Source organism: Rhodopseudomonas sp. BAL398, assembly GCF_033001325.1.
Classification (GTDB): Bacteria; Pseudomonadota; Alphaproteobacteria; order Rhizobiales; family Xanthobacteraceae; genus JARJEH01.
The window spans coordinates 2,931,430-2,955,073 of the sequence record NZ_CP133111.1 but is presented as its reverse complement, the minus strand read 5'-3'; the positions used below and the strand labels follow the sequence as shown (position 1 = coordinate 2,955,073).

At 61.3% G+C, this 23,644-nt stretch carries 21 protein-coding genes; 17 read left to right on the top strand and 4 right to left on the bottom strand.

Annotated features, from left to right (window positions below):
• Window positions 1-53 precede the first annotated feature (53 nt).
• Window positions 54-257, bottom strand: coding sequence for a helix-turn-helix domain-containing protein (locus RBJ75_RS13975; protein WP_411194512.1), 204 nt, complete (start codon window positions 255-257; stop codon window positions 54-56).
• A gap of 182 nt (window positions 258-439) precedes the next feature.
• Between RBJ75_RS13975 and RBJ75_RS13970 the strand changes: the two genes are divergently transcribed.
• The 3 genes from RBJ75_RS13970 (at window position 440) to RBJ75_RS13960 (ending at window position 3,343) form a co-directional block, all read left to right on the top strand.
• The gene (locus tag RBJ75_RS13970; RefSeq protein WP_044404212.1) at window positions 440-739 is read left to right on the top strand and encodes a DNA -binding domain-containing protein; all 300 of its coding nucleotides are present in this window, start codon (window positions 440-442) and stop codon (window positions 737-739) included.
• 133 nt (window positions 740-872) lie between these two features.
• Window positions 873-2,870: a conjugal transfer protein TraG gene (locus tag RBJ75_RS13965; RefSeq protein WP_044404209.1), complete on the top strand. Its 1,998-nt coding sequence runs from the start codon at window positions 873-875 to the stop codon at window positions 2,868-2,870.
• 8 nt (window positions 2,871-2,878) lie between these two features.
• Window positions 2,879-3,343 carry a CopG family transcriptional regulator gene (locus RBJ75_RS13960; RefSeq protein ID WP_044404207.1) on the top strand — a complete coding sequence of 155 codons (465 nt, stop codon included), beginning with the start codon at window positions 2,879-2,881 and terminating at the stop codon, window positions 3,341-3,343.
• Window positions 3,344-3,882: 539 nt separating this feature from the next.
• Here the strand turns inward: RBJ75_RS13960 and RBJ75_RS13955 are convergent.
• Window positions 3,883-7,323 carry a hypothetical protein gene (locus tag RBJ75_RS13955; protein ID WP_152647553.1) on the bottom strand — a complete coding sequence of 1,147 codons (3,441 nt, stop codon included), beginning with the start codon at window positions 7,321-7,323 and terminating at the stop codon, window positions 3,883-3,885.
• A gap of 332 nt (window positions 7,324-7,655) precedes the next feature.
• On the opposite strand from RBJ75_RS13955, the gene RBJ75_RS13950 reads away from it, so the two are divergent.
• From RBJ75_RS13950 to RBJ75_RS13885, 14 genes are all read left to right on the top strand, one after another.
• Window positions 7,656-8,399, top strand: a complete 744-nt coding sequence (locus RBJ75_RS13950) for an AAA family ATPase (RefSeq protein WP_234707281.1) — start codon at window positions 7,656-7,658, stop codon at window positions 8,397-8,399.
• A gap of 83 nt (window positions 8,400-8,482) precedes the next feature.
• Window positions 8,483-9,787, top strand: coding sequence for an ATP-dependent nuclease (locus tag RBJ75_RS13945; protein WP_276156470.1), 1,305 nt, complete (start codon window positions 8,483-8,485; stop codon window positions 9,785-9,787).
• Window positions 9,784-11,802: a UvrD-helicase domain-containing protein gene (locus RBJ75_RS13940; RefSeq protein WP_044412800.1), complete on the top strand. Its 2,019-nt coding sequence runs from the start codon at window positions 9,784-9,786 to the stop codon at window positions 11,800-11,802. The genes RBJ75_RS13945 and RBJ75_RS13940 overlap by 4 nt, the downstream gene beginning before the upstream one ends.
• A 360-nt stretch (window positions 11,803-12,162) precedes the next feature.
• A complete protein-coding gene (gene trbB, locus RBJ75_RS13935; protein WP_044412819.1) occupies window positions 12,163-13,131 on the top strand; it encodes a P-type conjugative transfer ATPase TrbB in 969 nt (322 codons plus the stop codon).
• Window positions 13,128-13,472: a TrbC/VirB2 family protein gene (locus RBJ75_RS13930; protein WP_044412803.1), complete on the top strand. Its 345-nt coding sequence runs from the start codon at window positions 13,128-13,130 to the stop codon at window positions 13,470-13,472. Before trbB ends, RBJ75_RS13930 begins: the two co-directional genes overlap by 4 nt.
• Entirely contained in the window at window positions 13,472-13,735 is a 264-nt protein-coding gene (locus RBJ75_RS13925) for a VirB3 family type IV secretion system protein (protein WP_044412805.1), read from the top strand. Before RBJ75_RS13930 ends, RBJ75_RS13925 begins: the two co-directional genes overlap by 1 nt.
• Before the next feature lie 9 nt (window positions 13,736-13,744).
• Window positions 13,745-16,186, top strand: coding sequence for a conjugal transfer protein TrbE (trbE, locus tag RBJ75_RS13920; RefSeq protein WP_044412807.1), 2,442 nt, complete (start codon window positions 13,745-13,747; stop codon window positions 16,184-16,186).
• Complete coding sequence (trbJ, locus tag RBJ75_RS13915) at window positions 16,183-16,920, top strand: P-type conjugative transfer protein TrbJ (protein WP_044412810.1); 738 nt, start codon at window positions 16,183-16,185, stop codon at window positions 16,918-16,920. The genes trbE and trbJ overlap by 4 nt, the downstream gene beginning before the upstream one ends.
• A complete protein-coding gene (gene trbK-alt, locus RBJ75_RS13910) occupies window positions 16,917-17,300 on the top strand; it encodes a putative entry exclusion protein TrbK-alt (RefSeq protein WP_044412813.1) in 384 nt (127 codons plus the stop codon). The genes trbJ and trbK-alt overlap by 4 nt, the downstream gene beginning before the upstream one ends.
• Window positions 17,301-17,303: 3 nt before the next feature.
• Window positions 17,304-18,584 (top strand): P-type conjugative transfer protein TrbL, encoded by a 1,281-nt coding sequence (gene trbL / locus RBJ75_RS13905; RefSeq protein ID WP_276156469.1) that lies wholly within the window; start codon window positions 17,304-17,306, stop codon window positions 18,582-18,584.
• A gap of 3 nt (window positions 18,585-18,587) precedes the next feature.
• On the top strand, window positions 18,588-19,271 hold the full coding sequence (trbF, locus tag RBJ75_RS13900; RefSeq protein WP_044404438.1) for a conjugal transfer protein TrbF: 684 nt from the start codon (window positions 18,588-18,590) through the stop codon (window positions 19,269-19,271).
• A 23-nt stretch (window positions 19,272-19,294) separates the two neighbouring features.
• Window positions 19,295-20,308: a P-type conjugative transfer protein TrbG gene (gene trbG / locus RBJ75_RS13895; RefSeq protein ID WP_044404444.1), complete on the top strand. Its 1,014-nt coding sequence runs from the start codon at window positions 19,295-19,297 to the stop codon at window positions 20,306-20,308.
• A complete protein-coding gene (locus RBJ75_RS13890) occupies window positions 20,308-21,543 on the top strand; it encodes a TrbI/VirB10 family protein (RefSeq protein ID WP_044404435.1) in 1,236 nt (411 codons plus the stop codon). The genes trbG and RBJ75_RS13890 overlap by 1 nt, the downstream gene beginning before the upstream one ends.
• Window positions 21,540-21,776, top strand: coding sequence for a DUF2274 domain-containing protein (locus RBJ75_RS13885; protein WP_044404432.1), 237 nt, complete (start codon window positions 21,540-21,542; stop codon window positions 21,774-21,776). Before RBJ75_RS13890 ends, RBJ75_RS13885 begins: the two co-directional genes overlap by 4 nt.
• A 38-nt stretch (window positions 21,777-21,814) precedes the next feature.
• On the opposite strand, the gene RBJ75_RS13880 is transcribed toward RBJ75_RS13885, so the two are convergent.
• Complete coding sequence (locus tag RBJ75_RS13880; RefSeq protein WP_044404429.1) at window positions 21,815-22,186, bottom strand: response regulator; 372 nt, start codon at window positions 22,184-22,186, stop codon at window positions 21,815-21,817.
• 77 nt (window positions 22,187-22,263) lie between these two features.
• Window positions 22,264-23,481 (bottom strand): sensor histidine kinase, encoded by a 1,218-nt coding sequence (locus RBJ75_RS13875; protein ID WP_044404427.1) that lies wholly within the window; start codon window positions 23,479-23,481, stop codon window positions 22,264-22,266.
• Window positions 23,482-23,644 lie beyond the last annotated feature (163 nt).

Genomic DNA, 23,644 nt, shown 5'->3' with positions numbered 1-23,644 from the left:
GCAACGCTCCATGGCTTGGTGATAGGCTAAACAGGAACGATCCTTCAGAGGCTCTACGCTTTGCGGGGCCGGCGAGATGTTCGCTTGGCGGATTCGTCCACCAACTGGATCTGCGCCAAAATATCTCCGGGAGCAGCTCCCACCGCAGTGGCAATATCGATAAACTCGATTACGTCAATTCGCCGCTCACCGTTCTCATACTTGGCGACAAAGGATTGCGGTTTGTCCAGCGCTGTTGCCAAATCGGCCTGCGTCATACCGTTCTTCTTGCGCGCGGCCGTAAGCAGGGATTGGAGCTGCCGCTGTCGCGGCGTGCGCAACGATTTCGGCATGCGGAACGGGGCCCCATTGAAGAAAAGGAGCCATTCCGGTAATCCTGAGTTGGGATTATCCCATTTTGGGATACTTGCTGATATCCGTGGGGTGAGGAGCGCGCGCTGTGCCGGCAGAGCTTGAACTTGATCCCGATGTCGATGACCAGGCGCCTGATGGCCCCGACGTCACCCCATATGACGAGGCACACTTCGTGACCTATCTGCGCCTGCTTGACGCCAAGGCGGACGGGGCGCACTGGACTGAGGTAGCGCGGATTGTGCTGCATCGCGATCCTGATCGGGAGGAGGCGAGAACCCGGCGCTGCTTCGAAAGCCACATGGTGCGGGCGCAATGGATGACCAAGCGCGGCTACCGCCGGCTACTTGAGCAATCGGTCGAACAAGCGCGGCGCCCCCGATCCTGATTGGCAGAAGTTCTAAGGCCCGCCGATTTCCACGCCACACTATCCGGCGGCGCGACGGTGATGTTTTCGAATTGCCTTTCGCCACCGGCCTCAGTCTCTGATCGGTCAGCATCAGCAGCCGATCGGAGTCGTCATGTCGGGAACACGAATCCTTTGGGGTCAGATCGCAATCGTCCTTACCGTCGTGCTGACGACAACGTGGACCGCGACGCAATGGACGGCCTGGCGGCTCGGCTTTCAGCCCCAGCTTGGGCAACCGTGGTTTGAACTGGCACCCGGCATGCCGGTCTACTACCCGCCGGCGTTCTTCTGGTGGTGGTATGCCTTCGATGCGTATGCACCTTCTGTCTTCGTCGAAGGGGCGTTTATCGCGGCTTCCGGCGGATTCATCACCATCGCCGTTGCCATCACTCTGTCGATCCTAAGGGCGCGCGAAGCGAAAAGCGTCGAGACCTACGGCTCAGCCCGCTGGGCCTCCGAACAGGAAATGCGTGGCGCGGGATTGCTCGGTCCCCACGGAGTCATCCTCGGCTGTCACCGCGAGCATTACTTGCGTCATGACGGACCGGAACACGTGCTGTGCTTTGCACCGACACGGTCGGGCAAAGGCGTTGGCCTGGTCGTTCCCACGTTGTTGACGTGGCCTGGCAGCACGGTCGTTCACGACATCAAGGGAGAAAATTGGACACTGACGGCTGGTTTCCGGTCGCGATTCGGTCGTGTGCTCAAATTCGATCCGACCGACGCGCTCTCCGCAGCTTACAATCCGCTGTTGGAGGTGCGGCGCGGCGACAAGGAAGTCCGCGACGTTCAGAACATCGCCGATATCCTGGTCGATCCGGAAGGAGCGCTCGATCGCCGCAATCATTGGGAGAAGACCAGCCATAGCCTTCTCGTCGGCGCCATCCTGCACGTCCTTTATGCGGAACCGGACAAGACGCTGGCCGGGGTCGCCAACTTCCTGTCCGATCCGAAGCGCCCGGTCGAAGCGACGCTGCGCGCCATGATGTCGACGCCGCACCTTGGCGAGAGCGGTGTTCATCCCGTGGTCGCCTCTGCAGCCCGGGAACTCTTGAACAAGTCGGACAACGAACGGTCGGGCGTGCTCTCCACCGCGATGTCGTTTCTCGGCCTCTACCGCGATCCCGTGGTAGCCAAGGTGACCGAGCGCTGCGATTGGCGGATCGCCGATCTCATCGTGCAGCGGGCATCGCTCAGCCTCTACCTTGTGGTACCGCCCTCCGATATCAATCGCACCAAGCCGTTGATCCGGTTGATCCTCAACCAGATCGGGCGGCGGCTCACGGAGGAATTGAACACCGGCGGTCGTCGGCATCGCTTGCTGCTGATGCTCGATGAATTTCCCGCACTGGGCCGGCTGGACTTCTTCGAGTCAGCACTCGCCTTCATGGCCGGCTACGGCATCAAGAGCTTCTTGATTGCGCAATCGCTCAACCAGATCGAGAAAGCCTACGGCGCCAACAATTCCGTGTTGGATAATTGCCACGTCCGGGTCGCCTTCGCCACCAACGACGAGCGGACCGCGAAACGCGTCTCGGACGCGCTCGGCACCGCAACCGAGTTGCGCGATTCCACCAACTATGCCGGCCACCGGCTGGCGCCCTGGCTTGGCCATCTGATGGTGTCGCGACAGGAGACCGCGCGGCCGCTGCTGACGCCCGGCGAGGTGATGCAGCTTCCCCCCGCCGACGAATTGCTGCTGGTTTCCGGTGTCCATCCGATCCGCGCCAGGAAAGCGCGCTACTACGAGGATCGCCGCTTGGCGGAGCGCATTCTGCCGCCGCCGGTCCTTGGCAAGATTGCATGGAAAGGCACTGACATGACGCCGCACGATTGGCTTGCGCTGCCGCAACTCACCACCGCCGTGCCGCGTTGGATACAAGACGGTCATCCTCTCGACGCCGATCCTGCCAACGCCGGCATCAGGCGCGAGCCGGAATTGCCCGAGCATGAGGAGATCGTACCAAACCAACAACCCGTGGATCGCGAATTCGACATGCTGGAGGAGGGGCCTGACATCGATGCTGCTAAGGCCCGAGCGTTCCGGCAAAGTGTGCGCATCGTGGCGCGGCAGGCGGCGATGGATCCCGCCGATGGCATCGGGCTGTGAGTTCTGCCATGCCAGTCAAGACTCGCATGAACGTCTACTTCGAGCCGGCGTTGCTCAAACAGGTCCAGGCTCTGGCGCTGCGGCGTAACGTCTCCAAATCCGCCGTGATCGAGGCCGCCGTGGCGTCCTTTCTGTCGGAAGATTCCGCGGAGCGGTTAGAAGCCGTCTTGGCGCGCCGCATGGACAGGCTTGGCCGCCAGATCGAAGGCATGGACGAGGATATCGCCATTCTCGGAGAAACCGTCTCGCTGTTCATCCGGTTCTGGCTGACGATCACGCCGCCTTTGCCCGACAGCGCGCAGGCTTCCGCGCGCGCCAAGGGCCTGGAACGGTTCGAGGGATTCGTGCAGGCGCTCGGACGCCGCCTGGCAAAGGGTGACCGGTTCATCAAGGACCTGTCGCGCGACATCCCGGCTACGCGCGCAAGCGAGGCCCTTTCAGAAATTGGCGACAAGAATAACGGACTCGTTTGATCCGCGCGGACTTGGCTAACATAGACAGCTCTACATATAGCGGGTCCCGCAGCCATTATTCGCTTGGCAGAAATGTGCCAGCAAGCGACATCACTCGCTCACCTCGTCGGCGTGGATCCGTAGCGACATCCCTGAACATAGTCGGAATTTGACCTTAGCCGCTTTTATCGGTCTGTTGCCGCTTCAATATCCATTTCACCAAAACGTACGGAACGGCGAAACCGAGCGCAATCATAGCCGTCCCAAGGTTTTTCCATTCAGGAGGGCTATAGCCCCAGAACACGTACCCGACGTGAGAGGCATAATAGAGGAGCGTCCATACAATCACGAGCCCAACTATGCCAGCGATGACTGCCCCGCGCGGCTTCAATACATCGTGCCACGGCTCTTCCATCGCTGCTCACTAACCGACACTCAGAGTGTCAACATGACGTTCGCACGAGCATAGCCTAAATCCGTCAACCGTTCACGTCGCCGAAAACTCAATTGTGAACGAAGCTGGCAAGTCCGCTCCGGGCCAGGAGCGGACCTGATAGTTGTCACAAATCTCGCTCGCTTATCGCGTGTGTCGCGACTCCGAACGTCGCCCCTATCTGCTTACAACGCTCACCCCGGCTTCCTTCTTCAATCCGAAATGTTTCCACATTGTCGTCTTTTCTAGGCTTGCGGCGCTTAGCCAAAAAGTCCGCCTTTTGGGCGAGCACCCTCAGGACAGGGGCGTTTGCCTCGTCTATGGGAATGATTGGCGGGTCATCCAGATCTAGAGCGCAACTGTCGGGATCGTTTTCCCCGATAGTCCAAGCGGGGCGGACAACCAAATTGGATTTCTCCAACCGCAAATCGCCGATCGGATCTGGCGGCTCGGTTTCGCTTCTCATGCGCGCTGGCGCGAGCATGAACCGACCGATACGGCGGTACTCACTCAGAAACATATCGAGGTTTCTCGACGAAGTTGGCGTCATTACATTCCGCCGTGCCACGAAACCAACAATGTCTGTCGAGGCCGACCCAATTTTGACCATGTTGGGACCAACGATAACGGCATAAGCATGCGGGTTCGAAATGTTGACTCCAGTGACAATTGCGAGCCGCAAACTGTCTTCCCCGTCGCGATCGCCGAATCGCTCGCGCCATGCCTCGAAAATTCCCGCCGCAGGCTCAGCATTTTCGAACATGAGCCCGAGTATCGGTATCATGCGTGACCCAGGCGAACACACATAGAATGTCCCGCGCCAAACGGCGGCATCCCATTTTCTTGCGTCGATCGGACTGACGACTCGATAATCAGTGTGCCGCTTTCTCTCGAGATCGAACGTGCCCTCTGGCGCTTGCCCTTTGCCAGATTTGACAGGCCCTGGGCGCTCCTTCTCTTCAGGAAATTTCGGCGACCACGCAGCCGTCCGAGTGAGTGTGACCGGCTTGTCGCCGTCTTCACTCCAGTCGTCGATCGAGATTTTCTCCTTTCCGCCAAAAATGACGCCATACATTGTCGGCACATTCGAAAATGTGATCGCCCGCGAGAAACCGCTCTCGTCGCCTAGGACCGCTGCGCCCCAAGCGTCGGGATCTGCGGGCACGGCGAACGTAACAAATATCCGCATCACCGACTGTGCGAGCCAGCCATAGAACTCGGCAGCTTCTTCCCGGTTCGCGTAGGTCAGCCTCGGGCGGTGGGTCACAACCGCAACAGTAGATCCCTTTTCTTCAATGAAGCTCAGCACCGGAGTAAGCGGCGCGTCATCGCTTTGAATAAAGCGGATATCCAAATGATCCAAGTTGGGCAACGTCGTCAGATTCAGGCTGGTTGCGAGCAAAGACTCCAACGCGCCCAACACGCCTTCGCCGATTCCAATCGACGTAAGGGAGTTTCGGCAATTTACGACAATGCCACACCCAAGGACGTGTGATCGCAATTGCACCTGGTCTTTCAGCAGATAGTCGGGCCTAACAAATGCGGCATCTCTGCCCGCGACCGCCATCATGTTGAAGAGCGATTCAATCATCTCCGGCGTCTCCGTCTCCGGAAGGCCGTCCTCGCCGCGCAGTGCTTCATCGCCGCCAAGCAGGAAAAGCAACGCTGTGCTGACCTGCAGAAGTCCGAGGCGGTCGACCGCAGCCGGAAGTTTCGTTAGCGCGGGCAGATCACAGGATTCTGTTGCTATCATGAAGGCGGCAAGTCGATGGCCCTGTTCAATGCGCGTTTCTTCCGCAACCTCCTTCTGCTCGTCCGTCCGCGAGCGTCCATTTCGGATGTTCGCTCCCAGCTCATGCGCTGTTAGTGCAAAGGGAACGCGGCCCAATTGCAGTTCACACTCGAACCAGTGTGTGAATATCGACGGATCGATGCCCTCGACGCTGCCAGACTGCTTGAATTTACGGCACTCGCCCGTAACGGCTGCGAGCGCGTAATTGCGCCCCGCCCAATAAAGACCAGCCTGCATATACGCAATGCTGCATCCGCGCAGGGCTTCGACCAGTTCGTCTTCATATTCTTCTTTGACAAGAAGACCGACGGCTCGCCCGAACCAGCGGATCGCGTCGTAGTGCAGACCCTTCTCCAATTTCTGATAGCCGCGCTTGCTATTTAGCTTGGCTGCTGCGCCTTCCTTTTGGCGCTCCGCTATCGCATCCGTCAGCGTCTCGTACAATCTATCGAAAGCTTTGCTGTCTGGCGCGAACCCGCCTAGTTCCGTGATGACCTTTGCAATCATTTCGAACGGAAACGTGCCAAGCCCGTGGGATTGCTTGATTACGTCGGTGAATTCATCCCAGATACCGTCAAACTTGGCCGCATCGGCGGACGAACGAATTGCAGTGGCGCGACTCAATAGAAGCAGCGCGTGGGCGTGCAGCGAATTGTTCGGGCGGGAAGTGTCGGACTTCGCCACTTCGAGCGCGGCTACAACGCTTTCACGTCGTTTCTCAACATTGGCTGCATCTTTCGTCAGCATGCCTGTGTCGACGGCGTTCGTAAGAAGCGGCAACAAATTCGTAAGCCGCTCCAGATCGTCGGCGTCTTGCGACGAAATCGCTAGGCTCTCGACCTCATCGTACAGCTCGGTTAGGCGCCGCGCGTCTTCGAACCACCAATAGGATGTCCACGCCCATGTATAGGCCGCCAATAATTGATGGGTTTTCAGGCCGTTGTCTTTCGCAAGCCTGACAGCACGGTCGAAGCGGCCATCGACTTCATACCGATTTCTTTCCAGCCCGCGAGCGAGCGTCGCGGCGCGTAACGCGTCCTCGACAAGTATTGGAAGCTGACCAAGATACGTCGCACCGTCGTTCATCGCGTGATCGAGTTGGTCCAACTCGGTTTGCCGCGTAAGGTCACGCGGACCCTGAACAGGCGTGGCGACCTTTTTCCCAACCCCTAGCGTCTCATGGGCGATATCGAGGCTGTCGCGATCGAACACGCAGTCGAGAAGCCAAGTTCGATCGAGGATTGTTACAGGAATGGAATAGGTCTCTTGCAGCTTGTCCTGGACTTGGGCGCTTTTGCGAGACGACGCATACTGGTTCGTGATGAAGTAGATCCGGTCGTAGTCGCGTCCGGTTCCTGCGATTTCCTTGACGTCTGATTGTACTTTATCGCGCCAATCCTCCTTGGCGCTGAACGCGAATGCTCGCCGTTCGGACCCGGCGGAGGCGTCAGCGATAAACCATCGATCGGAAACTTCCTTTGCGACCGGAAAGCTCTCTGCGTCTGTTTTTCCGTCACCACCGCCAGTAGGCCCCGTTTGCGGACGAATGTTCGGCGAAATGAATTTTTCTGCGAGTCGCTTGGCGAAGTTCTCGAATATCTTTTCGGCATTCTGCTTCGTCAAGGTTTCGAGATGATGAGAAAGCACTTCCCGTTCTAGCTCGATTTGGCCGATTTTCTTGGAATCGGAAAACAAATGCGGTCGACGCCCGCGCATATATTGCGACGGACTTAAGCGCGGCGTTCGCCGACGATGTTCCGGCGTCTCTTCGGTCATGCCCTATATTTAGGATAGTGTCGGGCTACTTCAAAGCGTTTCCACGCGCTGCTCAATGTTTAGGTGCCGATCATCGGAGAAATTTCCAGGCCCGGCGCGCGGTCCAGCGGCAAGACGCTGGGTCGTGGTTAGAGGCAAGACGCTGACCATGGGGCGTTTAAGGGAGGTCGAAGTTTCAGCCGATTTGAAAGAAGGTAAAATGGAAATGGCAAACTCGAAACGATTCGAAATGGTGCCGAGTCCGCTAAGGGTCAGAAGCGGCCTCTGGGACCATTGACCATAGCGACCGTTGCTCATCCCTCCCTAGCAATGACGACGTGCGCCACCACTGATTGAAAGCGGCGCTGGAAGTGATAACCTCCGTTGCGGGGGACGGTGTGTATATCTCAGAGATTAGGATCGAGAATTTCCGGCTGTTCGGGGTGGGCAATGATACCTTCGTGCTCCCGCTTAAGCCGGGCCTGACGGCGCTCGTCGGTGAGAACGACGGGGGCAAGACGGCCGTCATCGACGCACTGCGGCTCGTGCTCGGCACCCGCGATCAGGAACTGATTCGCGTCGAGGCTACGGACTTCCATCAGGCGCCTGGCGGAGCGCAGGCAGAGCAGATTTGCATTCGCCTGACCTTCAAGGCGCTGACGGTCCATGACCGCGCCGCGTTCGCCGAATACCTGACTTATCTTCCAGGCGGCGACGTCACCGAGACCGCGCTAATCATCACATGGAATGCTCGGCGCAATACGAAGGAAGGCGTCTCCCGCCGTACGCTACCCTCGGAGATCCGCACCGGCGCGGCCGGTGACGGCCCCGTACTAGAGGGAGCGGCCCGCGCGCTCTTGACCGCGACGTATCTGCGACCGCTGCGCGATGCTGAAAGGGCGATGAGCGCGGGCCGCGGTTCGCGCCTTTCGCAGATCCTCCAGCACACCAAGGAGATCAGGAGACGGGTGTCGCCTTCGATCCGAAGGCGAGCCCGCCGGCCGACCCTGCGAAGCTCAGCGTACTCGGCGTCGGCGACTACGCGAGCTTCCTCTTCGACGGCAGCGCCGGGATCAAGGAAGCACGCAAGAAGCTGAACGACGAGTTCCTGAAACCGCTCTCGTTCGCGAACGACCTCCTGAACGCCCGCATCGCGGTCAGCGGCAGCCGGGACGACGCCGTGCGGCTTCGCCAGCTCCTTGAGAAGCTCGAGCTCGCCCTCAGCGCATCCGATGACACTGACGCTTCATATACGCGCGGCCTCGGGTCAAACAATCTGCTGTTCATGGCTTGCGAACTGCTGCTGCTCGCCGCCGAAAGCGACGGCTTCCCGCTTCTACTGATCGAAGAGCCTGAAGCGCATTTGCATCCGCAGCGGCAACTCCGTCTCATGTCGTTCCTTCAGGAGCAGGCCGACAGGGTCCGCGCCGATGGCCAGCAGATACAGATCCTCGTCACGACTCACAGCCCAAACCTGGCCTCCGATATCCGCCTTGAGAACCTCGTCATGATCGAGGGCAGGAAAGCCTTCCCTATGGGGCCGGAGCACACGCAGCTCAGCGCCTCAGATTACCGCTTTCTTGAGCGTTTTCTCGACGTGACCAAGGCGAATCTCTTCTTCGCTCGCGCCGTGATGATCGTGGAAGGTGACTCCGAGACGATCCTGCTCCCAGTCATCGCTCGCCTGCTCGACCGAGATTTCCACCGCTACGGCGTTTCCCTCGTAAATGTCGGCGGTGTCGGCCTCGGCCGCTTCGCACGCATCTTCATGCGGAAGCGTCCAGAGGAGTCAGGTGTCATCAGCGTGCCTGTGGCGTGCGTTACCGATCTCGACGTGATGCCGGACGATGCGCCATGGATTGTCGGTAAGCTGAAGGACGGCGAGGACGTTCCCGAGATCAAGAAGGGCGGCCGCCAGTGGCGTCGGAAGGCGGACTTCCCCGGCGCCAAACTGGATGAACGCCGGAAGGAGCGCCGCGATAAGGCGTCGTGCCAGAAGGTTAAGACCTTCGTTGCCGGAGACTGGACCCTCGAATTCGACTTGGCGCTCCACGGAATGCGCCCGCAGGTCTGGCTCGCTGCGCACATGGCGTTCGCTGACGACGAACTTGTCAACGGGAAGACGACTAAGAAGGCCGTGATCGAAGAGTCTGTGCCGGCCTTCAAGGAACTTATTAGAGAGGGGCTCAGCTCTGAGACCTTCGCCTCTCACGTCTACGCGCTCTTCGAACGGGACAAGGCATCGAAGGCGATTGCGGCTCAGTATCTTGCCGGAATTCTTGAGGACCTCGTTGAAAGCAAGAAGTGGAATTCTGCGGACCTCCTGAAGAAGCTCCCATCCTATATCGTGCAGGCGATCGAACACGTCACCGAGCCGTTCTCCACGGCGAAAAAGCCCGCTGAAACAGGGCCCAAGGATGAGGGGCCTAGTGAGACCGAGGCTGGAGGCTCGGGTGATGAACCTGAAGAAGACGCGAGCGTATGATGGGCACCTCCCAGTGGCAACCGTTCACGATTGCGGACGAAGACATCATCTGGGCATCCCAGATGATGGGGCTCGGACCCGACGGCTTCGCGAAAGTTGGAAACGACGAAAGCCGCCTTGCCGCAATCCGCAACTTGGACAGCGCGGATTTCGAGGCTTGTCCCGGTAGCGGCAAAACGACCCTTCTCGTCGCCAAGCTTGCTATTCTCGCCAATCGCTGGCGCTGGCGCCGACAGGGTATCTGCGTGCTTTCGCATACCAACGCCGCGCGCAACGAAATCGGCACCAAACTCAGTTCCTCACCTATTGGCGGCGCTCTCCTTCGCTATCCGCATTTCGTCGGCACCATCCACGCGTTCGTGAACGAGTTTCTGTCAGTCCCGTGGCTGCGATCAAAAGGCAATCTTATCAAGGCCATCGACACGCAAATCGCACTGAAACACCGGATGGGACTGCTGGGCCGGAACTGGAAGGCGGCGATGGAAGCCCGCCATCTCACAGAGTTCGCGCTCATGTACGGGAGGGCCGACTACACCGCCGACAACAAAGGCAACTTGGGAGCGGCGACGCCATTAGCCCGTGCGATGGTCGCGGCGACGAAGTCGTCGAGTGAGGCGGGCTATTTTTGCTACGATGAGATGTTCGTCTGGGCGAACGAGCTGCTTGATACGCGACCCGAAGTTGCGGCCGCTCTGCGAGAGCGGTTCCCTCTTGTCTTCATCGACGAGGCGCAGGACAACAGCGAACTCCAGTCCGCGCTCCTGCACCGCCTCTTCCTCGAAGGTGACAACCCTTCGCGCCGCCAGCGCTTCGGCGACTCAAATCAGGCGATCTACAGCAGCGTTGACGACAAGGCCGGCGCGCACACCGATCCGTTTCCGAGCCAGATTAGGTTCGACCTTCCGCGGAGCTACCGTTTCAATCAGACCATCGCTAACCAGGTAAAAGGCCTCGGCGTCATTCCGCAGCAATTGATCGGCGCGGGTCCCGGCGCCTCGGTCGTAAAGACGGAGCCAAAGGCGACGACGGTGATCCTCTTCGACGACGAGAGCATGAGCAATGTGCTGCCGCGCTACGGAGCGCATCTTGTCGAACAGTTCACCGAAAACGAGCTTCGGGCGGGAGTCTTCGTGGCCGTCGCGGGCGTCGTGAAGGAACCGGAGCAGCCCGATCCGGTGCCCCGCTTCATTGGAAATTACGCCCCGACATTCGATCCGGCATGCGGGCGGCGGGATTCCTTACAGACGACCTTCGCCCAATACCTTGCGCGCGCGCGCTTTGAGATGAACAAATTGCGGGACGTATCTTCGCTCGTCAACGCTACTGCGTCCGCCGTTCTCCGCCTCGCCGACATCGCAGGGGCGGACCTCAGCCTCTACAGTCGGAAGTCGCCTCACAGGCGGGTCAAGGAACTGCTCGACGGTAAAGCGGCAGACTACAATGCTCTCATCGAACTTGTCCTCGTGCATAAGGGCGATCTTTCGAAGGCCGAGTGGGAGGAAAGCGGCAAAGCGCTCGCAGTCTCGGTCGCCAAGGCCATCGCGGGCAATGCCCCACCAACCACAAACGCGTTTCTTGCCTGGCCAGAGCACGGCAGCGGCTCGGAGGTCGAAGAAGAGAGCGTCGCCACAAGGACCGACAATCTCTTCAGCTACCCGCCCGACGGGCCCAAGGTGCATGTACGCCTCGGTTCAATCCATTCGGTAAAGGGCGAGACCCACACCGCGACCCTCGTGTTGGAGTCCTATTTTCACGACCACCATCTGAGCGAGTTGAAAGCATGGCTCCTGGGAGCACGGTCCGGCGGCTTCAAAAAGGGGAACAAGATGGAAGGACCCCGTCTTCTGGGGCGCCTGCGGCTCCATTACGTCGCCATGACGCGACCATCACACCTTCTGTGCATCGCCATGAGGAAGGATGCCTTCACCGAGGCCGAAACCACGATCCTACGGGATCGCGGCTGGCTGATCATCGATTGCTGCAGCGCGCCGGAAGCCATCGCGAAGCCGACTTAGCCGACGTGATTTCTACGAGACGGCGGTCGTCGCGCCCACGCAATGAGTTGCTGACCGCCATGTGGCGTCGGACGGCGTTCTGTCCGGGGCAGACAGCGCACCCTACAAACTTCCGCTTCGGGGTGATGAGCGGCCTGTCAGAGGATGTCGGTGCCGTGCATCGATAAACCTGCATGTAGTGGGCGGCTGTCGCGCCGGTAGGCAAGGTTTGAAGCACGTGCGATTCCGCCGATCATCGCCATTTCTTCGCCAGGCTACGTTGACCCCATCAGGGTTGTTGCAAAGCCGGCGTTGCTGCCTCTTCTAATTATCCCCGAACCACAGGGCTGCTGTTAGCGGCCTGACGTGGAAGGGGGCAACATGGCGGTTCTTACTCAGCAATCTGCAGCGATCGTGCGCGGCGCCCGCATGCTGCGCACGGCGCTCGGGCCAGCGATCGCCGGCTTCCTTGAAGACCCGGCGGTCGTCGAGGTGATGCTCAATCCGGACGGGCGGCTTTGGATCGATCGCCTTTCGGAGGGGCTCTCCGATACGGGCGAACGCCTCACCGCCGCCGACAGCGAGCGGATCGTGCGCCTGGTCGCCCACCACGTCGGCGCTGAGGTTCATGCCGGCAGTCCCCGCGTCTCGGCTGAGTTGCCCGAGACCGGGGAACGGTTCGAAGGGTTGCTTCCGCCGGTCGTTGCCGCGCCGACCTTTGCGATCCGCAAACCCGCCGTCGCGGTGTTCACGCTCGATGACTACGTCGCCGCCGGCATCATGTCCGCCGGGCAGGCCACGGCGCTGCGTCGAGGCGTCGCAGCGCGCAACAACGTCCTCGTTGCCGGCGGGACCTCGACCGGCAAGACCACCCTCACCAATGCGCTGCTCGCCGAGGTCGCCAAATCTGGCGATCGCGTGGTGCTGATTGAGGATACCCGCGAGCTGCAATGTCTGGCGCCCAATCTGGTGGCGCTCCGAACCAAGGACGGCGTGGTGTCGCTGTCCGATCTGGTGCGGGCCGCGCTTCGCCTGCGTCCCGACCGCATCCCGATCGGTGAAGTCCGCGGCGCCGAGGCACTGGACCTGTTGAAGGCCTGGGGCACCGGGCACCCCGGCGGCGTCGGCACCATCCACGCTGGCAGCGCGCTCGGCGCATTGCGCCGTCTCGAACAGCTGATCCAGGAAGCCGTCGTCACCGTCCCGCGCGCCTTGATCGCCGAGACCATCGACGTCGTTGCGGTGCTGTCCGGCCGCGGCTCGGAACGCCGGATCACGGAGCTGATGCGCGTCACCGGGCTCGGGCCCGCCGGCGACTACGCCCTTTCACCCGCAGGAGATCAATCATGATCCATCGTCCGCACCCACTTCGCCGTGCCATCGCGACGATCACCGGCTTTACAACCCTAACCACGGTCCTGGCGTCGTTGACCGCTGCACCGGCCTGGGCGGCCGGCTCAAGCATGCCGTGGGAACAGCCACTCAACCAGATCCTGCAATCGGTCGAAGGCCCGGTCGCCAAGATCATGGCTGTGATCATCATCATCGTCACCGGACTGACGCTGGCGTTCGGCGATACCTCGGGCGGCTTTCGCCGACTGATCCAGATCGTGTTCGGTCTGTCGATCGCGTTTGCGGCGAGCTCCTTCTTTCTCTCGTTCTTCTCCTTCGGCGGCGGAGCGCTGGTCTAATGGAGGAGGTCATCTCTGGCTTTGCCGCACCCGTTCATCGCGCGCTCACAGAACACATCATGTTGGGCGGCGCGCCGCGCGCGGTCGCAATCCTCAACGGCACCTTGGCCGCGGCGCTTGGCCTTGGCCTGCGGTTGTGGCTCGCCGGTCTGGTGCTCGCAATGCTCGGCCACGCCGCCGCCGTCTGGGCCGCCAAGCGCGATCCGCAGTTCGTCGATGTGGTGCGCCGCCATCTGCGCATCCCCGGTCATCTTTCCGTTTGAGGCGCGCACATGATGAACCTCACAGAGTATCGTCGATCGATAACCCATCTGGGGGATTTCCTGCCCTGGGCCGCTCTGGTTGATGAAGGCATCGTTCTCAACAAGGACGGCTCGTTTCAGCGGACGGCGCAGTTTCGGGGACCGGATCTGGATTCCGCGGTGCCGGCGGAACTGGCCGGCGTCGCCAGCCGGCTGAACAACGCGTTGCGCAGGTTCGGGTCGGGCTGGGCAGTCTTTGTCGAAGCGCAGCGCTACCCCGCCAACAAATATCCCGAGGGCCATTTTCCGGATGTGGCGTCAGCCCTGGTTGACGTCGAGCGCCGCGCCGAATTCGAGCGGGAAGGGGCGCATTACGAATCGGGTTATTTCCTGACCTTCCTCTATCTGCCGCCGCCGGAAGACACCGCGCGCACCGAGAGATTCCTCTACGAGGGGCGTGATCGCCGTGATGACGAGGATGCTCGGCAAGTTCAACGCGGTTTCGTCGATCGCACCGACCGGGTGCTCGGGCTTGTCGAGGGCTTCATGCCCGAACTCAAATGGCTCGATGACGAGGAGACGCTGACTTATCTGCATTCGACCGTCTCGACCAAACGCCAGCGCGTCCGCGTCCCGGAGATCCCGATGTATCTCGACGCTCTGCTGGCCGACCAGCCGTTGACCGGCGGCCTGGAGCCGATGCTGGGACAGTCCCATCTGCGCGTGCTGACGGTCGTCGGGTTTCCGACGGTGACCACCCCCGGGATTCTGGACGAGCTCAACCGGCTCGCATTCGCCTACCGCTGGGCGACCCGCGCCATCATGCTCGACAAGACCGACGCGACCAGGATGCTGACCAAGATCCGCCGGCAATGGTTCGCCAAGCGCAAATCGATCGCGGCGATCCTGAAGGAGGTGATGACCAACGAAGCCTCGACGCTGATCGATAGCGATGCCCACAACAAGGCGTTGGATGCCGACGCGGCGTTGCAGGAACTGGGATCCGATGCGATCGGCCAGGCCTTCGTGACCGCAACCGTCACGGTGTGGGACGACGACCCTCGTGTCGCCGATGAGAAGCTCCGCCTGGTGGAGAAGGTGATCCAGGGACGCGATTTCACCTGCATGGTGGAGAGCGTCAACGCGGTCGAAGCTTGGCTCGGATCGCTACCCGGCCATGCCTATGCCAACGTCCGACAGCCGCCGGTCTCGACGCTCAACCTCGCACACATGATCCCGCTGTCCGCGGTCTGGGCCGGCCCTGCGCGAGACGAGCATTTGGGGGCGCCGGCATTGTTTTTCGGCAGGACCGAAGGCGCAACGCCGTTTCGGTTCTCACTTCACGTCGGCGACGTCGGCCATACCCTGGTGGTCGGTCCGACCGGCGCCGGCAAGTCGGTGTTGCTGGCACTGATGGCGCTGCAATTCCGACGCTATCCGCGCAATCAGATCTTTGCTTTCGACTTCGGCGGCTCGATCCGCGCCGCCGCGCTGGCGATGGGCGGAGATTGGCACGATCTCGGCGGCGATCTGACCGACGGCGCCTCGAGCTCTCTTTCGCTGCAGCCGCTGTCGCGCATCCCCGATGTTCCCGAGCGCGCTTGGGCCGCGGATTGGATCGTCAACATCCTCTCTCGCGAGGGCATCACCACCACACCGGAGGTGAAAGAGCATCTGTGGTCGGCGCTGACCTCGCTCGCTTCGGCGCCGGACACTGAGCGCACACTGACCGGCCTGTCGGTGCTGCTGCAGGCGCAGGCGCTGAAGCGCGCGCTGCAGCCCTATTGCATTGGCGGGGCGTCCGGTCGGTTGCTCGACGCTGAGACCGAACGGCTGGGAGATTCCCCGGTCCAGGTGTTCGAGACCGAGGGGCTGATCGGCACGGCCGCTGCGCCCGCCGTTCTCGCCTATCTGTTCCATCGCATTGAACACCGCCTCGATGGCCGGCCGACGCTGTTGATCATCGACGAGGGGTGGCTGGCGCTGGATGACGAGGGCTTTGCCGGCCAGGTCCGGGAGTGGCTGAAGACGCTACGCAAGAAGAACGCCTCCGTCGTGTTCGCTACTCAGTCATTGTCCGACATCGACAATTCGGCGATTGCGCCCGCCATCATCGAAAGCTGCCCGACGCGGCTGTTGTTGCCGAACGAGCGCGCGATCGAGCCGCAGATATCCGCCGTCTATCAGCGCTTCGGCCTCAACGATCGGCAGATCGAGATTCTGGCGCGTGCTACGCCGAAGCGCGATTATTACTGCCAGTCGCGCCGCGGCAACCGGCTGTTCGAGCTCGGCCTCGGCGCGATTGCGCTGGCTCTTTGCGCTGCGTCCTCCAAGGCCGACCAGGCCTTGATCGCGCGCGTGCTCGCCGAGCATGGGCGGGACGGCTTTGTGAGCGAATGGCTCCGCCGGCGCGACGCCGGCTGGGCCGCCGACCTCATCCCCGATCTCCGCAACCTGGAGTTTCCAACATGATCAAGCTCCGTCACCTGGCGGCGGCAAGCGCCGTCGCATTGTCGCTCATCCTCGGGGCGCCACCGCTTGCGGCGCAGTGGGTCGTGTTCGACCCCAACAACTATGCGCAGAATGTTTTGACCGCCGCACGAGAGCTGCAGCAGATCAACAACCAGATTACGTCGTTACAAAATCAGGCGCAGATGCTGATCAGCCAGGCGCGCAATCTTGCGAGCCTGCCATATTCCTCGCTGCAACAGGTGGAATCCTCGATCCAGCGCACACAGCAGCTTCTTGCGCAGGCGCAGAACATTGCCTTCAACGTCCAGCAGATCGATCACGCCTTTCAGACCACCTATGGCAGCGCCAATGCGAGCCAATCCAGCCAGGCGCTGATCGGCAACGCCCAGACGCGTTGGCAGAACTCGGTCGCGGCGCTGCAGGATGCGCTGCGGGTGCAGGCCGGCGTGGTCGGCAATCTCGACACCAATCGCACCCAGATGTCGGCCTTGGTGACCTCGAGCCAGACGGCAACCGGCGGACTTCAGGCCACCCAAGCAGGCAACCAGCTCCTCGCGCTGCAGGCACAGCAACTCGCCGATCTCACCGCGGCAGTGGCCGCTCAGGGCCGCGCGCAGTCGCTTCATGCGGCCCAGCAGGCCGCGGCGCAAGATCAGGCCAGGGAACAGCTCCGCCGCTTCCTCAGCCCCGGCACCGGCTATCAGCCCTCCAACGTGGCGATGTTTCATCCATGACGATGCGCAGCAGATTCAACCAACTGACGATTTTGGCGGGCGTTGTAACGGTCACTTTCATCGTTGTCGCGTGCACCATTCCGCTACGCGACCCGGAACAGACACCGACCGCGTCGCCCGCAGCCGAGCAGATCGATCCATTGGCGGCCGAACTCGCCCGCTGCCGGACGGTGACATTGGAGCAAACCGAAGCCCTTGCGAAGTGTCGTCAGATCTGGGCTGAGCGGCGCCGCCAGTTCCTCAAGCAGAAGACCGCACCGACTCCGACTCTCACTCCAACGGGGGTGCCGAACGGCAACGCCGCGGAGGTTAATCCGCGGAAGGACGAGAGCCGTGTGCCGCAGGGGTGGCCATCAGTTTCCACCGGGCAGGGCGAATGAACCATGGGCGGCACCGGCGTCATCGATCGATTTCTCGCGGTCTTCACCCAATATATCGATAGCGGCTTCGGACTGCTGCAGCCCGAGGTGGCCTTTGTCGCCACCACGCTGATCGCCATCGATATCACGCTGGCGGCGCTGTTCTGGAGCTGGGGTGGCGATAACGACATCATCGCGCGGCTGGTGAAGAAGACGCTGTTCGTCGGCGTCTTCGCCTATCTGATCGGCAATTGGAACAAGCTCGCCCGGATCATCTTCGAGAGCTTCTCTGGTCTCGGCCTGAAAGCTGCCGGGTCTGGACTTTCCGCCGCCGACTTCCTGCGCCCCGGCCGCGTCGCCCAGGTCGGGCTCGACGCCGGTCGGCCGCTGTTGGAGCAGATCTCCAGCCTGATGGGCTACATCGCCTTCTTCGAGAATTTCATCCAGATCACGGTGTTGCTGCTGGCTTGGGTGATGGTGCTGCTGGCATTTTTCATCCTGGCGATCCAGCTCTTCGTCACCCTGATCGAATTCAAGCTAACGACGCTGGCGGGCTTCGTGCTGATTCCCTTCGGCCTGTTCGGCAAGTCCGCCTTCATGGCCGAGCGCGTGCTCGGCAACGTCATCTCGTCCGGCATCAAGGTGCTGGTGCTCGCCGTCATCGTCGGCATCGGCTCGACGCTGTTCTCGCAGTTCACATCGGTCGCTGCTACCCCGCCATCAATCGACGACGCGATGGCGATGGTGCTCGCGGCGCTCTCGCTGCTCGGCCTCGGGATCTTCGGCCCCGGTATTGCCAATGGCCTCGTCTCCGGCGGTCCGCAGCTTGGCGCAGGCTCGGCTGTCGGCGCGGCCGCAGCGGGTGGTGGCGTTGTTGCTGCAGGCGTTGCCGGCACCGCCATGGCCGGCGGCGGACTGGCCGCGGCTGGTGGCATTGCGGCCGGCGCCGCGCGCGGCGGCGCAGCACTGGCCGGCGGCGCCACGACAGCGTTTCGTGCCGGGGGCGCATCGGGATTGGCAACGACCGGCCTCTCCAAAGGAGCGGAGGCTGTAACCAGCCCGCTGCTCCGCGCTGCCGAAAACCTCAAGAGCAGCTTCGAGGCCGGAGGCCGAGCCGCGGCAGGTGAGGGGAGTTCGGCAGACGCCGGCGGAGCCGCATCATCCGCCGGCGAACCGCCGGCCTGGGCGCGCCGCATGAAGCGCGCGCAAACCATCAACCACGGGACGTCCGCTGCCGCACACGCTGTTCGCTCCGGCGATCATGGCGGCGGCGGAGCCTCCGTCAATCTCTCTGAGGGGGAATAGTCGATGTTTCGCAGATCATCGGTCCGCTACGGTCGCACGCCGCAGGCTGTGACACCGTATCAGAAGGCGACGCAAGTCTGGGACGAACGCATCGGTTCGGCCCGCGTCCAGGCCAAGAACTGGCGCCTGATGGCGTTCGGCTCGCTGATGCTGTCGGCGGGTCTGGCGGGCAGTCTGGTCTGGCAATCCTTGCGCGGCAGCGTCACGGCCTGGGTGGTGCAGGTCGATCGCCTCGGTCAGGCGCAGGCGGTGGCACCCGCGGCCATCGACTATCAGCCGACCGAGGCGCAGATCGCCTATCACCTCGCGCGGTTCATCGAGGATATCAGGGGACTGCCGGTCGATCCGGTCGTGCTGCGCCAACAATGGCTGCGCGCGTACGACTTCACCACGGACCGCGGCGCCGCCGCGCTCAACGATTTCGCCCGCACCAATGATCCGTTCGCCAATCTCGGCAAGATGCAGATCTCGGTCGAGGTCTCCAGCGTCATCCGCGCTTCGCCGAATAGTTTCCGCGTCGCCTGGATTCAGCGCGCCTACGAGAATGGCTCGCTCGCCACAACCGACCGCTGGACCGCGATCCTGACAGTCGTGATTCAACCGCCGCACGACGCCGATCGTCTGCGCAAGAACCCACTCGGAGTTTACGTCAACGCCATCAGCTGGTCGAAGGAGCTTGGACAATGAATTCGCGTTTCCTGAACAACATTATGCCCGCTCCGCACCCGCTCGCCCGGACGTCGTCAGTGAGGGCCGCGTCGGCGTTGCTGCTGATGTCCGCTTCGATGCTTGCCGGCTGCTCGCATCTCCAAAAGCCGCCGGAAATCGCGCTCGACGATCCGGCAGAACCCGCCGTGCTGCTCGGCGATCCGCCAGCGCCGGTGCAAGTCGTCGAACTCGCCAAACCGCTGCCGCTACCCGGTCAGTTGAAGCCATTGGCGCGCGGCAAACCCACGCCCGAGGCGAAGGACCCGGCCGTGCGCGTCAATCAGGCCAATGCCGCCGCACGGGTCCAGCCGGCACGCAACGGCTTTATCAACGCCGTGCAGGTCTATCCATTCACCAGCGGCGCGCTCTATCAGGTCTACGCGGCGCCTGGCCAAATCACCGATGTGGCGCTCCAAGCTGGCGAGCAGCTGACCGGCTCCGGGCCCGTCGCTGCCGGCGACACCGTGCGCTGGATCATCGGCGACACCGAGAGCGAGACCGGCGCCTCCAAGAAGGTCCACATCCTGATCAAGCCGACCCGTCCCGATCTCGTCACCAACCTCGTCATCAACACCGACCGGCGGACCTATTTCCTTGAACTGCGTTCGACCGAGAAGACCTACATGGCCTCGGTGTCCTGGCAGTATCCCGAAGACCAGCTCATTGCGCTGCGACGCCACAACGCAGCCGCCTTGACCGCGGCACCGATCGATGAGGGCATCGAGGTTTCCAAACTGCGCTTCCGTTACGCGATCACCGGCGACAATCCGCCTTGGCGGCCATTGTCCGCCTTCGACGACGGCTCAAAAGTCTATATCGAGATGCCACGCGGGATCGGGCAGGGCGAAGCGCCGCCGCTGTTCGTCATCGGACCTGAAGGCGACGGTCAACTCGTCAATTATCGCGTCCGGCAAAACTATTATATCGTCGACCGGCTGTTCGGCGCCGCCGAGTTGCGGCTTGGGGGCGACCACCAGCAGACGGTCCGTATCTCCCGCACCGACGGGAGGCTTTGATGAATCGCGACCGGCGACAGGACGACGCCTCCGACGCGTTTCGGCCGGCCAGCGATCCGGTCGCGGCGTTTCAAATCCGGCCCGAGCGACCGCGGGTGACGCGGCTCTCGCGCAAGGTGCTGATGGCCGGCACGGCAATCGCGCTGGTCGCTGTCTCCGGCGCGGTGTTCTGGGCGCTGCAGAACAATCGCCATCGTGCCGATGCGCCGGAAGAACTCTACAGCACAGAGCATCGCACCAAGGCCGATGGATTGTCCGGACTGCCACGGGATTACGCCGGCATCCCGCGCCAAGCGACGCCGCTCGGCCCGCCGTTGCCCGGCGATCTCGGGCGGCCCATGCTCAACGCCGGCGCGGCATCGAACACGGTCATCCCAGCTGCACCCGCGGCGGATCCGGAGGCGCAGCGGCGGGACCAAGAGATCGAGGCGGCGCGGTTGAGCCGGTTGTTTGCATCGACCAACACCCGAGAACTGCCTCCGATCGTGCCAACCCCGGCGTCGGCAACACCACCCGAAGCCAGCGCAGTGTTGAATCCCAACACGCAGACTTCAGCCGACTCGACCTTCGCGCAGAACGGCCAGGACCGGAAACTCGCCTTCATCAACGCCTCGGTCGATCGGCGGACGACGAGCCCCGACCGGCTGGCAGCTCCGGTCTCGCCTTACGTGGTGCAGGCCGGTACCGTCATTCCCGGCGCGCTGATCACCGGCATCCGCTCGGACTTGCCCGGCCTGATCACCGCCCAGGTCTCGGAAAACGTCTATGACAGCCCGAGCGGCAAGTTTCTTCTCATTCCACAAGGAGCGCGGCTGATCGGCCAGTACGACAGCCAGGTCGCTTTCGGTCAGTCACGCGTCCTCTTGGTCTGGACCCGGCTGATCATGCCGAACGGCAAATCGATCGTACTGGAGCGCCAGCCCGGCGCCGACACCGCCGGGTATTCGGGACTGGAGGACGAGGTCGACAACCATTGGGGTGCGCTGTTCAAGGCAGCGATGCTCTCGACGCTGCTCAGCGTCGGCTCCGAAGTCGGCACCAGCGGCAGCGAGGACGATGTCGTCCAGGCAATCCGCCGTGGCAGCTCACAGAGTTTTAATCAGGTCGGGCAACGCGTCGTCAGTCGAAACCTCGATATCCAACCCACGCTCACGATCCGTCCCGGATTCCCGGTCCGTGTGATCGTCAACCGCGACCTGGTGCTGGCACCATACAATCAGGATGCCGCAAAATGACCAAGCTCAAACTGGGCTCGCTTCTCGACGACAGACCGGTCAAGCTCAGCGTCGAATTGCCGGCATCGGTTCACCGCGATCTCGTCGCCTATGGAGAGTTGTTGGCACGAACCACCGGCACCGCAGGACCGATCGAACCGGTTAAACTGATCGCGCCGATGCTCGAGCGATTCATGGCGACCGATCGGGTCTTCGCAAAGGCTCGACGAAATCCGTCGTCAAATACCGAGTAAGCGGCCCTCGGATTTTTGCCGAGCGATCGCGAGTGGCATCACGCGGCGGCAGTAAGTTCGCGAATAGCGCTGATGAGTTGGGCTGGTTGGTAGGGCTTGGAGATAAAACGGGCGTCCGAGGGAAGATCGCCAGCTTTGACCTTGAAATATCCGGAAGTCGCAATGATCTTGACGGGTGGCCAACCGTCTCTGACCGCTGCCACCAGTCTCAAACCATTCATGGATCCTGGCATGTCAATGAAGATGAGCTGAATGCTGGAGTGAAGTTCGAGCATTCGAATGGCCTGGTCGGCGTTTGTCGCCTCCAAAATGTCAAACCCGGCTGCCCGGATTATTTCAACCGCATCCATGCGAATGAACGTTTCATCTTCGACCACGAGAATACAGGCCGGCGTCACGGTTGGATGCATAAATAACCCTCATGAGATTTCATGAAGCTAACTGACGCCAGAGGGTTTTGTTTCAACTCGCTCATCAAAGTTGAAATCTAGTGGGGATCGAGCGCGAATTTTATCGTGAATAGCGATCCCCTTGGTATGTTTTTTGAGATGTTTAGTTCGCCAACCAATTGCCGGACCAAGCCATTGATAACTCGGAAGCCAAGCGTCTTCCGTGGATGATTGATATCAAATCCATCAGGCAGGCCCAGGCCTTCGTCGGAAATCTCAATAATCAGATGCCCGTTAATTTCTCGCGCATCGACCCTGATCACACCAGGTCCATCGACGTAAGCATATTTGACGGCGTTCGTCACCAGTTCGTTGACAAGCAGTCCTAACGGAATTGCCTTGTCTGCTGAAATGATAATAGGATCGGAATAGCATTGTATCGAGTGTTCCGGTGCGGAATTCTGAAGATTTTTGCATAGGTGCCCGACAAAATCGGAGAGATCGACAAATCCAACCTTGCTACCTCGCCACAGATGGTCATGAACCTCCGCGATCGACGCGACACGCATCGCCGCGTTTTCCAACGCGTTCTTCACATCGACGGAATCTGAGCCGCGGGCCTGGACTCGCAGAAGTCCAACGACTGAGGTCAAACTGTTCTTGACGCGGTGGCTCATCTCTCGCGTCAATAGCGCCTCGTGATCGAGGGCTTGCTGCAGTTTATCGAGGGCTTCCTGCAGCTTGGCGTCTGCATGCTGACGCTCAATCGCAATGCCAAGCAGGCCAGCAAAACCCGCCAGAAAATCCGCGTCCGCGTCGTCGAATTGGCCAGAATCCGGACTATCAGCCTCGAGGACACCGAACGGTGTATTACCCTCGCCACCGCGTCGGATGATGACGTTGATCGCGCGTCTGATGCCTTGTTCGGCCAAAAGTGCAGGGGTTCGGAAGCGGGTTTCTTCCTGCAAATGATTGGATATGACCGATTGGCCGGTCTGAAAGGCAAAGCCGGCTGGAGACTCAATATCCGCGCCGAGCGATACGTGGTCCACTGTACCCGCGGGCCAGCCGATGCCCGCACGCACGATCAAGCGCTGCTCATTCGGCAGATATTCCAAAACTTTCGCGAACGAACATCCGAGACCACGGGCACTTAGTTCGGTCGCCTGCTGAAGGATGTGTCGGAAGTCTCGGGTCTGTAACGCGACGGTTCCAAACTCCCGAAGAATAGCCTGCTGGCGCCGACGATACGGAAGCTCATCCTGACGGAACTCATTATAGTCGGCCCCGGGGGAGGGTCTCGGTTCGGAAGGCATAAACTTGACAACCTGATAGGGTTAGATTTTACCGGCATGTTGACGATACGGGGAGCTTTGTCGAGCCTACCACGCCAACTTCCTGACGACTATGCACAGGACGTTGCCGCCGCTCTTGCCGCCGCGTTTATCCGCGGGCTCTAGAATATCGCCGTAAGAGGCG

Excerpts from the sequence above, each read along its gene's own strand:
- RBJ75_RS13975 (WP_411194512.1), bottom strand. The coding sequence starts at position 257 with ATGACGCAGGCCGATTTGGCAACAGCGCTGGACAAACCGCAATCCTTT.
- RBJ75_RS13965 (WP_044404209.1), top strand. The coding sequence starts at position 873 with ATGTCGGGAACACGAATCCTTTGGGGTCAGATCGCAATCGTCCTTACC.
- RBJ75_RS13960 (WP_044404207.1), top strand. The coding sequence starts at position 2,879 with ATGCCAGTCAAGACTCGCATGAACGTCTACTTCGAGCCGGCGTTGCTC.
- RBJ75_RS13955 (WP_152647553.1), bottom strand. The coding sequence starts at position 7,323 with ATGACCGAAGAGACGCCGGAACATCGTCGGCGAACGCCGCGCTTAAGT.
- RBJ75_RS13940 (WP_044412800.1), top strand. The coding sequence starts at position 9,784 with ATGATGGGCACCTCCCAGTGGCAACCGTTCACGATTGCGGACGAAGAC.
- trbB (WP_044412819.1), top strand. The coding sequence starts at position 12,163 with ATGGCGGTTCTTACTCAGCAATCTGCAGCGATCGTGCGCGGCGCCCGC.
- RBJ75_RS13930 (WP_044412803.1), top strand. The coding sequence starts at position 13,128 with ATGATCCATCGTCCGCACCCACTTCGCCGTGCCATCGCGACGATCACC.
- RBJ75_RS13925 (WP_044412805.1), top strand. The coding sequence starts at position 13,472 with ATGGAGGAGGTCATCTCTGGCTTTGCCGCACCCGTTCATCGCGCGCTC.
- trbE (WP_044412807.1), top strand. The coding sequence starts at position 13,745 with ATGATGAACCTCACAGAGTATCGTCGATCGATAACCCATCTGGGGGAT.
- trbJ (WP_044412810.1), top strand. The coding sequence starts at position 16,183 with ATGATCAAGCTCCGTCACCTGGCGGCGGCAAGCGCCGTCGCATTGTCG.
- trbK-alt (WP_044412813.1), top strand. The coding sequence starts at position 16,917 with ATGACGATGCGCAGCAGATTCAACCAACTGACGATTTTGGCGGGCGTT.
- trbL (WP_276156469.1), top strand. The coding sequence starts at position 17,304 with ATGGGCGGCACCGGCGTCATCGATCGATTTCTCGCGGTCTTCACCCAA.
- trbF (WP_044404438.1), top strand. The coding sequence starts at position 18,588 with ATGTTTCGCAGATCATCGGTCCGCTACGGTCGCACGCCGCAGGCTGTG.
- trbG (WP_044404444.1), top strand. The coding sequence starts at position 19,295 with ATGCCCGCTCCGCACCCGCTCGCCCGGACGTCGTCAGTGAGGGCCGCG.
- RBJ75_RS13890 (WP_044404435.1), top strand. The coding sequence starts at position 20,308 with ATGAATCGCGACCGGCGACAGGACGACGCCTCCGACGCGTTTCGGCCG.
- RBJ75_RS13885 (WP_044404432.1), top strand. The coding sequence starts at position 21,540 with ATGACCAAGCTCAAACTGGGCTCGCTTCTCGACGACAGACCGGTCAAG.
- RBJ75_RS13880 (WP_044404429.1), bottom strand. The coding sequence starts at position 22,186 with ATGCATCCAACCGTGACGCCGGCCTGTATTCTCGTGGTCGAAGATGAA.
- RBJ75_RS13875 (WP_044404427.1), bottom strand. The coding sequence starts at position 23,481 with ATGCCTTCCGAACCGAGACCCTCCCCCGGGGCCGACTATAATGAGTTC.